Raw genomic sequence first — 14,007 nt, 5'->3', positions numbered from 1 at the left:
GGTTACATTTGGCATCAAGCAGCACCTTCATAAATCCAAATAAAGTTTACTTTTTTGTAAAAATTCCTAATTTCATCCAGATTTATGCGCTTTATTAGACCAATGACAGCTGAGGGAAGCCAAATGTTCAAAAAATGTAATTCATAGCCAGATGCAACTTCAAAAACAAGTCAAGAATAGGTTTTTGGTAAATGCTGCAACCCAGTTCAAGATTACCCCATTGCACCATGTAATTTTCTGGCTTATCTATTTTACTTTTAATTTTTTGAGATGGGGCAGCTATTTCAATGATTACCTGTATTCTGTTAAAGCCAATCTCTTAGGGTTCCCCATCCATATTTTTCTAACCTACTTCACCATTTACTATTTGATTCCACGCTTTATTTTTAAGCGAAAGATCATACTTTTTATTCTGATTTTATTCTCCTCCATTTTTGTTATGGTGGTCATTAAATACCTGCTCACCTTTTTTTTGATAAGTTATGATGTATGGCCCGAAGGCCCTGAAACACATAGCCTTACCTTCAACTATACCATAGTGATGATGTTGGGTGAACTCTACGTGATTACTTTTGTGGCATCAATTAAATTGACCATCGACTGGCTTCGGGAAACAGGAAGGGCGGCAAGATTGGAAAAGGAGCAATTGGAAACCGAACTCCGTTTTTTGCGGGCCCAAATTTCCCCGCATTTTTTCTTCAACACCTTGAACAATATTTATTCACTGAGCCTGGAAAAATCAGACAAAACCCCTGAGACCATTATCAAACTTTCCGATTTGATGCGCTATGTGCTATATGAAACCAAGGACAAAAACCAAAGCCTAAGAAAAGAGCTCATTTTTATAAAAAACTATCTAGATCTTGAAAAGATACGGTACAACGAAAACCTGCAACTTGAATTTGAGGTTACCGGAGACCCCAAAGGGAAAAAAATCGCACCCATGCTATTGGTCCAATTTATCGAAAATGCCTTTAAACATGGGGCCAACCAAAACATTGGGAAAGTACGGATAAGCATAAAAATACTGATTGAAAAAAAGTTTCTTTACTTTGAAATCAGTAATACCAAACCCAAAAACCACTTGCAAAACAAAGAAAAATACGCTGGGGGAATAGGGCTTTTGAATGTCGAGAAAAGATTAAAACTACGGTATGGAGAAGATGAATACAAACTTGACATACATGAAGAATTGGATGAATATATTGTGAAACTAAAGCTCAAACTCAGATGACTATAAAATGCGTAATCATAGATGATGAACCCCTGGCCATTAAGGTCATCCAAAATTATATGGAACAAATTAAGGAGTTGCAGGAAATGGCCGTTTTCAACAATGCCATTGACAGCCTTGCCTACTTACGGGAAAACAAGCCCGACCTCCTTTTTTTGGATGTAAATATGCCTATTATTGACGGATTCAGTTTTCTTGATAGCCTGGATGAAAAACCTATGGTCATCATTACCTCTGCACATGCGGAACATGCTGCAAAAGGCTTTGATCAGGAAGTATTGGATTATTTGGTTAAGCCCATTTCCCTATCCCGGTTTATAAAGGCCGTGAACAAGGCCATAACAAAGGCCAAGGACCATCCCAAATGGGACGCAACCCGTGAGCACATTTTTGTGAAAGTGGACAAAAAGAAAATGAAAAAAATCTATCTGGACGAAATCATTTTGGTTGAAAGCTTAAAGGACTATATCAAAATCATTACCACAAAGGGCAACCATATTGTGCATAAAACCCTGAGTGCTTTCACAGAGGAGCTTTCCAATGATAAATTCATCAGAATTCATAGGTCGCACACCGTATCCATGGATAAAATAGACGCTTTGGAGGGCAATAGCGTTGAAATAGCGGGCAAACGGTATGTGATAGGAAGAAGTTATCTGGATGCCGTAAAAACCCATATTTTGGAGCGCTCCATTTCCACCACTGGAAACAAATCCAATCCAGAATAAAAAAAGCTTGCCAAAATTGGCAAGCTTCATTTTTTATTTTCTATTGGGAAATCAGGTGATTAAATTTCCGTTCTCGTCCCATTCAGCAATATCGTTACGTTTGCTCTGGTCCACACATTTGGCAATCCATTCCGGGTCATAGGAGACCCCGTGTTGCTCCAAAACATCCTCGGGAACCCCGTCCCAAACATTGGGCATATTCCCTTTATAACCCAATTCCTCAATGCCAATTTTTGAGGTATAGAAACCGGTCATGGTGAGGTTCCGTACCAAAGAGAAAAAATTAACCTCAAAGGGTCTTTCATCCTCTGGGATTTCCGGATCATAATAGGCTATTTTGTCCAAGATGCTTTTCTGTTGTTCTTCTGTGGCCGATTTAAATTCCACATTGAATTCCGTATTGCTCTTGTGGTCCAACCACATGAGTCCACCTCTAAGGTCGGTCTGCATCTCGGGCATATCCTTGGCCATAAATTCAATAAAAGAGACCACATCGGCATCTGAGGCACTTTTGAACTCATCACTACCTGGCAGAATTAAATCACAAAGCACGGTCATGGTGGCTATTTCATATTCATTGAAAAATTGCTCATCGTACAGTTTGGCAACTTCCTCATTTTCCTTTTCAGTACGCCATTTGACCGCTGAGCTCTCAATGGTCTTATCGTCAATGGCAACTTCGGTTCCGGGCTTACATCCGTTCAATGCCAGACCTCCGGCCACGGACCCCAATACAATCGATTTTAAACTTTTTCTTCTGTCCATTGCCTATAGATTTTGTTTTTTCAATTGGTCCACAATATAGTCCGATGCCCTCCATGAAAGTGCCAAAATGGTCCAGGTACAGTTTTTATCTGCCTGGGAAGTAAAAGGCCCGGCATCCACAACAAATACATTATCGGCATCATGTAGTTGCTGATATTTGTTGGTGACCGATGTTTTTGGGTCATCTCCCATTCGGGTGGTACCTACTTCATGAATGATTCGTCCGGGAACATGAAGCCCATAATCCACATCCTTACCCGGCTTTTTACCAACAGGCTCTCCGCCTAGATTCACCAAGATTTCTTCGAAAGTATCCTGCATGTGCTTGGCTTGATTACGTTCGTTATCGGACCATTTATAATGAAAACGCAGTACTGGAATTCCCCATTCGTCAACGGTATTGGGGTCAATTTCGCAGTAATTGTCCCGCATCGCGATAGATTCACCGCGCCCGCTGAGGCCAACAAGGGCACCATAGTATTTTTTGGCGTCGCTACGGAGCATATCTCCATAACCACCAACCTTGGTTCCAAAGAACTTATTGAACTCATTCACATTGAAACCAAAACCATAACTCGGCATTCCCATGCCACCCCATATTTCAATATGGTACCCTCGTGGAAAATCCAATTTGGAGTTATCGCCCCACCAAGGTGAATAGACGTGCATTCCACCCACACCATCTTCGTTATAGGATACTTTTCGGTTCATCAAATCGGGAACAAAGGCCATTCGGTCTGCTCCTGTGGAATCATGAAGGTATCTACCCACATTATCACTACTGTTCCCCAATCCGTTGGGATGTTGTGGACTTTTTGAATTTAATAGGATTCGAGCTGAGCTGCAAGCCGAAGCTCCCAGCACCACCACTTTACCTTTTAGTTTGTACTCTCTTCTATCTTCTTTGTTGATGTAGGAAACCCCAGTGGCTCTACCTTCATCATCGGTGGTAACTTCCCGCACAACACAATTGACAAAAAGGTCCACTTGTCCCCCATTCTTTTGGGCTGGAAACACCAGGCAGGTTCCTGCGGAAAAATCAGCATACACCTGACATGCCCTGGAGCATTGTCCGCAATAAAAACATACGCCTCTCTCATTGTTTATTCGCTTGGTGAGCATGGACAAGCGGGAGGGGTATACTGGAACACCTGATTTTTTGGCGCCTTTTATATAGAACAGCTCGTGCAATCTTGGTTTTGGGGGTGGCAAGAAAAATCCATCTGGATCATTGTGAAGTCCTTCTTTGGTGCCAAAAACCCCGATTAACTTATCCACCTTATCGTAATAAGGGCTAACATCGTCATAACTGATGGGCCAATCATCTCCGTGGCCATCAATGCTCTTGTGCTTAAAATCATCTGGTCCAAATCGCAAGGAAATGCGTCCCCAGTGGTTGGTTCGGCCTCCCAACATGTGGGAACGGAACCAATCAAATTTTGTCCCATCCTTATGGGTATAGGGTTCCCCTTCTATTTCCCAACCTCCATAAGCGGCATCAAAATCACCAAAGGGCCTTACCGTTCCTGCTCCCCTTCTTGGAGATTCATAGGGCCATCTTAGCTGTGTTCGTTGTTCGGGGTCCGCTGGGTCAAAAAATGGACCTGCTTCTACCACGGCCACCTTGAGACCTGCATCGGCCAAAACTTTTGTGGCCATGCCTCCACCTGCTCCTGAGCCAACTATTATGGCGTCGTAGACCGTTGAATTTTCTATTATCTGCATTGTGTTTTAAAACTACTTATTAACACTGATTAAATTCTATTTTATCACCTTAAAACGCAGGGCTAAAAATCTGCACTCCATTTCTATTCAGTTATATTTCTTGGGTGAATGGTTAATATTCATAATTTCCATACTGGAATCCCTACTTTTTAGACCAACGACCCACACCAGCGGCTTAATAACAACAAAAAAAGCTTAAGGGCAAATACCCTACAAGCTTATTTTTTTTTTTGATTTTGGTGAATTACCGAGTCATTACCATACAACAAATTGACACAAAAGATAACTCTCGTTTCCAATTCCAAGCCATTCCTGTACCCAGCAATCATTTCTATACAGATAAATATCGGTAAAATTTAAAAATCATTGACCCTACATGCAAATATTACATTTTAGGGAATTTCAATTTTAACGTAACTTTTTAAGCTTCAACTTTTTAATACCCCGTTATTTTAACTACCACTGTGGTAGGGTTCTATAAAGCCCGATACGTCGCATCCAAATTATAATTTTGTTAAACTTTTAAAAAATAATCTTAAACAAAAAATATATTGTTTAACTTTAAATCATATTTATTAAACATTTTAAACAACAATCCCATGAAAGCACTCTTAAGAATAACCAAACTAACTTCATTGGTTTTCCTGTTCATTTTCGCATCCTGTTCGGATGACGACGATGGAATGGTGGACCCACCAGAGACAACCGTTAACATTGTCGAAGCCGCTCAAGCCACATCAGATTTAAGCAGCTTGGTTGCCGCCTTACAAAAGGCTGATGAAAGCGCTAACAACGACTTAATAACTGCCCTCAGTGGCGATGGACCTATTACGGTATTTGCACCAACCAATCAGGCCTTTGCCGATTTACTGATTCAATTGGATGGATTTGACTCCTTGGATGATTTTAGCTCTCAAGAACTTCAAGATTTATTGGCTGTTATTCTAACCTATCATGTGGTTCCAGGAGCGGCTGCAATGTCTTCTGATTTGGCTGATGGACAATCGTTGACCACACTGCAAGGCCCTACCCTTAATGTAACTATCGATGGAGGTGTTTATATTGGTGATGCCACTGATACAGATGCACAGGTCACTACCCCAGACGTGGTAGCTTCCAATGGGGTAGTACATATTATTGACAAGGTTCTTCTTCCACAGACCATTATTGACCAATTGGGAGATATCATTTTGAAACCCATTACTGACTTGGCCATCGGAAATGAGAACTTGGAAAGCCTAGCAGCCGCCCTTGTTGCCGCTGATGGCGATTTACCCACTGTTCTTAGAGGTGATGGTCCATTTACCGTTTTGGCTCCAACAGATGAGGCTTTTGAAACTTTCTTGGACGGTGCTTCCCTTGATGACATTCCTATCGATATATTGACTCAGGTACTATTGAACCATGTAATTGAGGGTGAAATTTACAGCACAGACCTCCAAGGTTTAGGTGCTGGATATACCTCAACCATGGCCAGCGGAGCACAAGATGAAAATATTAGCATCTTCTTTGATACTTCTGATGGAGTGACCTTCAACGGGGTTTCAACCGTCGTCGCGCCAGACGTAAAAGCATTAAATGGAGTAGTTCACGTAGTGGATGCTGTAATTGATTTGCCAAACATTGTAGATCACGCCGTGGCCAATCCTAATTTATCTTCTTTGGTGGCAGCTCTTACAGATGGGGGCAATACTACTTTCACAGACCTTCTTTCCAATGAAGAAGAAGATTTTACTGTTTTTGCACCAGTCAACGATGCCTTTGCTGCCTTTACAAATCCTAACTCCAATGATATCAATGCGATTTTATCCAACCATGTTGTGGTTGGAGCATCAGCATTCTCATCAGGATTGACAAATTCTTACGTGAACACCGCAGCAGAATTCGATACAGACGAAAATCTTAGCCTTTATATTAATACAGATGACGGAGTCACCCTAAATGGTGTGAGCACTGTGGTAGCCGCTGATATTGTTGCAACCAACGGTGTCATCCACGCAGTTGATGCGGTGATAGACCTACCAACCGTAGTTACTTTTGCAGCAGCAGACCCCAACTTCTCCACTTTGGTTCAGGCTTTGACCGAACTTACACCAAGTGTTGATTTTGTGAGTGTCCTCTCTACGCAAGATGGCAACGGAGACGACCCATTTACCGTCTTTGCCCCGACCAACGCTGCATTTGAAGCTCTTTCAGCCATTCCAGATGAAGCTGACTTAATTCCAATCTTGCAACATCACGTAGTGGCGGGTGCCAATGTTCGTTCAGGTGATTTATCCGATGGTATCATGGCCACAACCCTTGAAGGTGATGCCATTACCATCAACCTGCCAGGAACTGGCGACAACATTGCAGATGTAACCGATGGCGCTGGAAATACCGGAATTGGCATTGATGCTGTAGATGTGCAAGCCATCAATGGAGTTATCCATGTTCTGGATGGAGTATTGATCCCTGATACTACAAACTAAGAATTGAATGTGAACGATTTATGTATTGTTTAGTTAAGTTAAGTTAATGTAGAAAGCCCTCAAGAAATGAATCTTGGGGGCTTTTCAATTTAAACAATGGTCTTTAAAAACTTAGGAAGCATCCAAGTTGTCCAAATATTCTTTTGCGTTTTGCAAATGCCGCTCTTTGGTATCCGGATTCATTTTGTCAAAATTTCGTAGTAACATGGCCAGTCTAGGGTTTTGCTCAAAAAATTCTCGATTCTTATCCATAAAATTCCAGAATAATCCATCCCATATTTCTTGCCATTGCCCCCCTTCATAATCCCCCATTTTTTTGATATAGTTACTACTGCTGATGTAAGGTTTGGTACTCATGAGACCCCCATCCGCAAAGAGCCCCATTCCATATACATTGGGTACCATGACCCAATCATATGCATCAATGAACAGTTCCATGAACCATTGGTATATATCATCTGGGTCAAATTCACACAATAGCATAAAATTGCAGAGCACCATCAACCGTTCAATATGATGGGCATAGCCTATTTTCAATACTTTTTTGATGGTGGTGTCCACAGGGGTAATTCCTGTTGTGCCATCATAAAAGGATTTTGGAATCTTTCTTGTATGATTCCAAAAATTACGGGTGCGTTCCTCGGTTCCTTTTATTTCGTAAATCCCTCGGATAAACTCCCGCCAGCCTATAATCTGTCGAACAAAACCTTCCAAGGAATTAAGTGGCACCTTATTTTCTTTCGCAAATGAAATTGATGTGTGCAGTACCCCTTCCACAGAAATCAATCCCACATTAAGTAGGGGCGACAATACGCTGTGATGCAAATATGAGGCGTCTTTCACCAAGGCGTCCTCATAATCCCCAAATTTGTGGAATCGGTTTTCCAAAAAATCCTTGAACCAACGGTCTGCTGACTCAAAATTTGTGGGATACAAAGGCGTTGGGGTAAGCGACCCTATATTATCCTTGTAATGGGATTCCACATAGCTTTTTGCTTCTTTAAAATAGGTGTCGGCATCTGGAAAAGAGATGGACGGAGGGGTTCTATTTTTCGGATATTTTTTTCGATTTTCCACATCAAAGGTCCACTTCCCTCCTTTTGGTTTTCCACCTTCCAATAAGATTTCCCATTTTCGGCGCTGCTGTTTATAAAACGTCGTTTGAAAGAAGTTTTTCTTTTGGGGTTTGAAAAAATGTGTCAAGTCATCTGTGGAATTCAAAAAAAGTGGGGAGTCGTACCACCTTACGGCAACATCTGAAGTGCTTGATTTGATTCGCTTTTCCAGCCAATTGTCCGTCGGGTCAATCATGTGGAATTCTTCGCATCCTTCAGCGACCAGTTCTTTCAATAATATTCTGATATCGGAACGTTCTTCCTGTGCATCAATGTAATGGACATCATACCTCTTTTCGGAAAGAAAGTCGGCATAGAACTTCATGGTGGCCCGGTGAAACAAAATTTTCTGTTTATGAAAATTATATTGATTGAAGAACAGGGTTTCTTCCACCAAAAAAACAGGAACATCCTCTGGAAGCAAATCTAGATTTTGAAAAAGCTGATGCGGGAAACGTATGCTTGCTTTTTTCATTTATGCACCAGAGAATTGATCATTCCTTGGAAAACCAGAGCATGAAAAGGGAGGACCATGTACCAATACACACGCCCCCAAAGTCCTTTGGGTCTAAAAACCGCTCGTTGGAACAAGGTATCTTCAACAATTTTAAACTCTAACCATGCCTCTCCGGGTAATTTCATTTCAGCAAACAGCAGTAGTCGCTTTTGCTTTTTGTCGGCCAGCAGTACACGCCAAAAATCCAAGGGGTCCCCGGCTTCCAACTTTGTATCATGTCTACGACCTCTGCGCAGCCCTACTCCGCCAAATATTTTGTCCAAATACCCCCGAATGCGCCAAAGACCATTAAACCTATACCATCCATTGACCCCGCCTATGGACCATATTTTATGAAGTGTATATGTTTCATCCTCTACTCTCTTGGAGCGGACATCCTTAAAACAACCATGATTGGGCACTTGGATATGGTCGGCCAACTGATCGTGAAAAACACCGCTACTTATGGCATCTTTCCAACTGGAGATTACCGAGTTCTGTTCAATTTTTTGGAAAGCCAACCGTACTGCCTCCTTATACGGCATGGGTTGCACATTGAGCATTTCATTGATATGACTGGGTTTGGCTATCACTTCCACCTTCATGCTATCCACCAATGCCTTTGCAAGATTAAATGAGGTTGAGGTTACAAAATAGAGCCAATAGGATGATAACCTGGGGGTAAGCACAGGCAGGGTCAGGATGTATCTTTTTAATCCCCTAACCTCACCAAATTGATACAGCATTTGTTTATAGGTGAATATCTCCGGACCACAAATATCAAATGATTGGTTCATTACCTCATCTGTTCCCGCTGCCCTTTCCAAGAATTGAAGTACATCACGTATGGCCAAAGGCTGCGTTCGGGTGTTCAACCATTTAGGGGCCACCATTACCGGCAGTTTTTCAACAATGTCCCGGATAATTTCAAAGGAAGCGCTACCACTCCCCACAATGATACCGGCCCTAAAAGTCGTCAATGCATACACATCCGATTTTAAGGTATTCTCAACGGCCAATCGAGATTTTAGGTGTTTTGATAGCGATTCATCGTTTACAATACCTCCCAAATAAATAACCTGTTGACAGGCTGTTTTTTCAACCAAACTCTTGAAATTTTGCGCACATTGTTTCTCCATATCGGCAAAATCATCCCCCGTGGCCGCCATGGAATGAATGAGGTAGTAGGCGACGTCTATATCTTCAGGAAAAACCACATCTTGAGTATCCAAAAAATCCACTTTAATGAATTCAATGCCTTTTTTGGATTCAATTTCGTCGGGAATACGGTTTAAATCACGAACACAACAGATTATTCGGTGATCTTTTTCCAGTAGGTTCAACACCAATCTCTTGGCAATATACCCTGTTGTTCCCGTCACCAATATCCGCATAGTACATCTTATTTTTTAGCTATCTGCTTGGGGTATTGAAATGGATATCTATTCTCCAATTTTGTAAGTGCATAACCGTCTGGCCCATTTACGGCCACTACATTTCCTTTGGAAAGATCAACAAACCCATCAACTCCCAATAAAGCATCTTCCATATAAACAGCGGTGATTTCGCCAACCATTAAAATGGTGCCATTGAATGCTATGGGGTATTCTTCCAGATATTTCATGGCTATTTTAATAGGGGCTTGTGCCACAAACGGGGCTCTAAAATCTTCCAGATACTCTGATTTTAAGCTGGTCATGTCAAACTCTGACACATCCCTTTCATACTTTGCAGATGTATGGTGGCCATCTTCCATAAGCTCTTTGGAAAGATGGTTGATGGTATAGAATCCTGTCTGCTTTATATTTTCGTAGGTGTTTCCTTCAGCTGTGATGGGCCTATGGATAAATCCCAAAATCGGAGGGTCCGATCCCAAATGAATCACAGAACTGAAAATTGCCACATTCTCGTTTCCATCCTCAGAAATGGTCCCTATTAAATTGGCTGATTTAAACCCAGAGAGTCCATTGATCAAGTTTATTCGATACAATCCATCCAAAGAACTTAAGTCCGATTGTGTAAAACACTTCATTACAACAAAATATAATTATTGATCTTAATTTGACTTGCTTTAAGTTCATGCAAAAGATTGTAAAGGCCAAAAAAAGTTCTGTTGATGTAAATAAAGTGTTTAGATCCCCTATTTCCATTCATTCGACGGAGTTCGGTGTTTTGGGCATATTTTTTTCCCAATTCGGTGATTTTTCCAAAAAAGACTTCATCAGAAAAATCAAACACCTCATTATGGAAAGGTTGGGTGAATAGGCTCAACATTTCCTGGAACATGGCTGTAAAGAACTCGATTTCCCCTGGGGAATCATCTGGACGTAGAATTTCCAGTTCAAAAAGTTTCTTTTCAAAAAATTCCGGATTGGAAATATTCTCCTTTTTAGCCAATTCAAAATAGGGAATGTAAAACGAATCGGGTATGGTCTTTATGCATCCAAAGTCCAAAACCACAAGTTCATTATCCTTCGAGACCAAAAAATTGCCCGGATGGGGGTCTGCATGTACACTTTTCAATTTATGAATTTGGTACATATAAAAATCCCAAAGTGCCTGCCCCAAGGTATTGGAAATATGGGTGTTGGAATTGTGCGCCGTAAATTCGGACAGGTGTTCTCCCTCCATCCAGTCCATGGTTATTACCTTTTCTGAAGAAAGATCCGTATAATAACTAGGAAATTTGATGTTGGGCAAGTGCTTACAAGCTTCTACAATGGCCTGGCTCTGTTCAACTTCCAACAAATAATTGGTCTCTTCCAGTAACTTGTCCCTGACCTCTTTAAAATACTTGTCACTATCCTTTCCCTTAATGTTGAACATTTTTAAGGCGATGGGTTTAACCATGGCCAAATCTGCGGCAATACTTTCAGAGACACCTGGATATTGAATCTTTACGGCCAGTTTCTTTCCATCTTTTTCGGCTTGGTGTACCTGTCCAATACTGGCACCATGGACAGCTTCGGGATTGAAAGAATCGTAAACCGCGGATGGAGACTTTCCAAAATATCTTTTAAAGGTTTTGTTTACCAAGGGCGCTGACAGCGGTGGCACTGAAAACTGGGAGAGCGAGAACTTTTCCACATAGGCTTGCGGCAACATATTCTTCTCCATACTCAGCATTTGGGCCACTTTTAGGGCACTGCCCTTTAGTTCTTTGAGGCCACCATAAATATCCTCCGCATTGTCTTGGTCGAGTTTTTCCTTGGCCTCTTTTTCCGAAGTGGTTATTTTGTTGCCATAATACTTGAGGTAATTCACACCTACTTTGGCACCGGTCTGGACCAGTTTTGTAGCACGTTGAATTTTGGAAGTGGGGATACTATCTATTGTTTTCATCTACGACATGGCCATTTTTTCCTTGAAGATGAACTTCCCCAAATCCACTAGACTTTGCAACGGGGTAGCCTCCAAAACATCAAAGGAACTATTCACGGTTTTCTCAATGAGAATATCGGTTTTCTCAAAAGATGGCGAACTGTCATCCAGCCAAAATTTTAGAATGAAAAGCAACTGTCCCCAAGCACTTTCTGAAATCGCCTTGCGCTGCATCTTTTCCATACGCTCTTGCTTGAGGTCCATTGTTTTGATATCCAGACCATCCACATACTTTTTAAAATCTTCCCTCAACTTTTGCAAGGTTTTGAGATTGTCCAAGGCATGCTTTCTATTTTGTAGGGTCAGCACAACATAACTTCTATTAGCTGTTAAAATCTCAAAAAAGGTAAAGTAAAAACTCAACAATTGGTTCCGTGCACTGGACGTCTTATAAGTTTCGTCTTCGTGCAATAATTCCAATGTATTCCCAAGAAATGTTGAGAATATGGAGGACTTGATGGAGCTAAAGGAACCAAAATGCTCATACAAACTGCTTTCATCCAGATTGTAGGTTTTGCAGAATTTATATATTGAAGTGGGTTCTTGATCGTGTTCCAGCACATATTCCATGAACCATGAGATTATTTGCTGCTTGGAAATATTCTTCTTTTTAGCCATTATCCTTGTTTTCTGTAAAGATACGAAATGTTTAATTTTTTTATTTCAAACATTAAACATTTTTGACAAGGTCTGTGCTATAGATTTTCTGGATTGATGGCCAAGCTCTTAAATAGTTTTGCCTTGGTATGAAAAAACTTGTTTTGCATCTCATTTCGTTTTAAGTAAGCATCAATCAACTTGCTTTCTCTGGAATTGATCAAGAACAATGAGCTTTCCCCAAAACTGAACTTACGTTCCTCTGCTTCCAACATGGTGGTGTAGTCATTTACAATGTCCGCAATCAATTGGTTTTGGTTGGTATACGAATCCAGCTCCCTGTAAATGGCAATTACCTTATTCTGGATCTCCACTTGTGCATTATCCCGCTCAAACTCAGCATCCATCAATTTGAATTTGGCCAATTTAAGGTCTCCCCGCTCCTTTCGTAAAAATAAGGGCAACTGAAATGTAATTCCGCCTTTGTAGTTTTCTGTGACAAAGGAGTTTATTCTATCTGGTGATTCAGCAAGGAAATTGTACTCCACATCCAATTTCGGTAACAGTTTGTTGGCCTTGAGTCGCTTATCCACAGTAAGCCCGTCAATTTTGTATTCCAGCGATCGTAATTTGGGATGGTTCTCCAAACTAAAACTGTCCAAAGGCTTGCCCAAAATTTCCAATGTAACATCAATCTCATTTTCTGTATTAAGGTCTGGGGTCACATCGGGCTGTAGTTCAACAGGTACGTCCTCAATCCACAAAAAGTTGGAAACTTCCAACGATTTCTTCATCAATTCCACTTTGGCCTGCTCATACCCAAGTTCCCGGTTTCTAACCGCTATTTTAGCCTCTATGGTATCGATTATGGCAATATCTCCGGCCAGCGCACTTTCACGTATGCCTTGGAATCGAATATCGGCATTGTCCAAAAAGTCCTTGAACACTTCAGCGTCATTAAAAGCTTGCATCCAATCAAAATAGGCGATGGATGCTCGGTACAACACTTCATTGACCATAATATCCTGATCCGCTTTGGATTGCTCTCTAAAAAACTTGGCCTTGCGCAAGGTTGCCATCCGCTCATTGGCCCAAAGGCCATCCAACAAAGACATGGACACGCCTGCACTGTACAACCCATCTTCCGGCAACGTCTCATCAGGATTTAGATAGGTCCCCTCATTTTGTTGGTAATTCCCTTTGATTTCAATCCCAAACCACGTAGGGATTTTAAAGGTAGTATTGAGACGGTCCCAATACTCGGTACCTTTAAACTCCTTTCGGTCATAATCCACTTTCACTTTAGGGTCAAATCCACCTCTTGCCTTCATGAGATTGGCCTGTCCAGCGGCAATGGTCAATTGCGCCTGCTTGGCAATGGGATGGTATTTTTTCACATACCCCAAATACTCCTTAAAGCCCAAGACCAAACTATCTTGTTGGGCCTGTAGAGCAAAAGCGGTAAGGAAAAAAATCCAAACAAGATGATTCATCC

At 41.4% G+C, this 14,007-nt stretch carries 11 protein-coding genes; 3 read left to right on the top strand and 8 right to left on the bottom strand.

Features of this window, described 5'->3' with window-relative positions; translation table 11 throughout:
- Window positions 1-151 precede the first annotated feature (151 nt).
- Window positions 152-1,234 carry a sensor histidine kinase gene (locus FG28_RS15105; protein ID WP_036384243.1) on the top strand — a complete coding sequence of 361 codons (1,083 nt, stop codon included), beginning with the start codon at window positions 152-154 and terminating at the stop codon, window positions 1,232-1,234.
- Window positions 1,231-1,962: a LytTR family DNA-binding domain-containing protein gene (locus FG28_RS15100; RefSeq protein WP_036384242.1), complete on the top strand. Its 732-nt coding sequence runs from the start codon at window positions 1,231-1,233 to the stop codon at window positions 1,960-1,962. Before FG28_RS15105 ends, FG28_RS15100 begins: the two co-directional genes overlap by 4 nt.
- Before the next feature lie 51 nt (window positions 1,963-2,013).
- Here the strand turns inward: FG28_RS15100 and FG28_RS15095 are convergent, their stop codons facing one another.
- Window positions 2,014-2,727 carry a gluconate 2-dehydrogenase subunit 3 family protein gene (locus FG28_RS15095; protein WP_036384240.1) on the bottom strand — a complete coding sequence of 238 codons (714 nt, stop codon included), beginning with the start codon at window positions 2,725-2,727 and terminating at the stop codon, window positions 2,014-2,016.
- A gap of 3 nt (window positions 2,728-2,730) precedes the next feature.
- Window positions 2,731-4,452: a GMC family oxidoreductase gene (locus tag FG28_RS15090; protein ID WP_036384238.1), complete on the bottom strand. Its 1,722-nt coding sequence runs from the start codon at window positions 4,450-4,452 to the stop codon at window positions 2,731-2,733.
- Window positions 4,453-5,051: 599 nt separating this feature from the next.
- Between FG28_RS15090 and FG28_RS15085 the strand changes: the two genes are divergently transcribed.
- Window positions 5,052-6,923 (top strand): fasciclin domain-containing protein, encoded by a 1,872-nt coding sequence (locus FG28_RS15085; RefSeq protein WP_036384236.1) that lies wholly within the window; start codon window positions 5,052-5,054, stop codon window positions 6,921-6,923.
- 111 nt (window positions 6,924-7,034) lie between these two features.
- Here the strand turns inward: FG28_RS15085 and FG28_RS15080 are convergent, their stop codons facing one another.
- From FG28_RS15080 to FG28_RS15055, 6 genes are all read right to left on the bottom strand, one after another.
- Complete coding sequence (locus FG28_RS15080; RefSeq protein WP_036384234.1) at window positions 7,035-8,513, bottom strand: cryptochrome/photolyase family protein; 1,479 nt, start codon at window positions 8,511-8,513, stop codon at window positions 7,035-7,037.
- A complete protein-coding gene (locus tag FG28_RS15075; protein WP_036384232.1) occupies window positions 8,510-9,928 on the bottom strand; it encodes an SDR family oxidoreductase in 1,419 nt (472 codons plus the stop codon). Before FG28_RS15075 ends, FG28_RS15080 begins: the two co-directional genes overlap by 4 nt.
- An 8-nt stretch (window positions 9,929-9,936) precedes the next feature.
- Entirely contained in the window at window positions 9,937-10,566 is a 630-nt protein-coding gene (locus FG28_RS15070) for a flavin reductase family protein (protein WP_036384230.1), read from the bottom strand.
- On the bottom strand, window positions 10,566-11,876 hold the full coding sequence (locus tag FG28_RS15065; RefSeq protein ID WP_036384228.1) for an AarF/ABC1/UbiB kinase family protein: 1,311 nt from the start codon (window positions 11,874-11,876) through the stop codon (window positions 10,566-10,568). The genes FG28_RS15070 and FG28_RS15065 overlap by 1 nt, the downstream gene beginning before the upstream one ends.
- Window positions 11,877-12,533 (bottom strand): TetR family transcriptional regulator C-terminal domain-containing protein, encoded by a 657-nt coding sequence (locus tag FG28_RS15060; protein WP_036384226.1) that lies wholly within the window; start codon window positions 12,531-12,533, stop codon window positions 11,877-11,879.
- A 77-nt stretch (window positions 12,534-12,610) separates the two neighbouring features.
- Complete coding sequence (locus tag FG28_RS15055; RefSeq protein ID WP_231562639.1) at window positions 12,611-14,005, bottom strand: TolC family protein; 1,395 nt, start codon at window positions 14,003-14,005, stop codon at window positions 12,611-12,613.
- Between the last annotated feature and the right edge of the window lie 2 nt (window positions 14,006-14,007).

The organism is Muricauda sp. MAR_2010_75, assembly GCF_000745185.1.
Taxonomy (GTDB): Bacteria; Bacteroidota; Bacteroidia; order Flavobacteriales; family Flavobacteriaceae; genus Flagellimonas.
The sequence above is the reverse complement of the archived record's forward strand: the minus strand, read 5'-3'. Positions and strand labels throughout refer to the sequence as shown.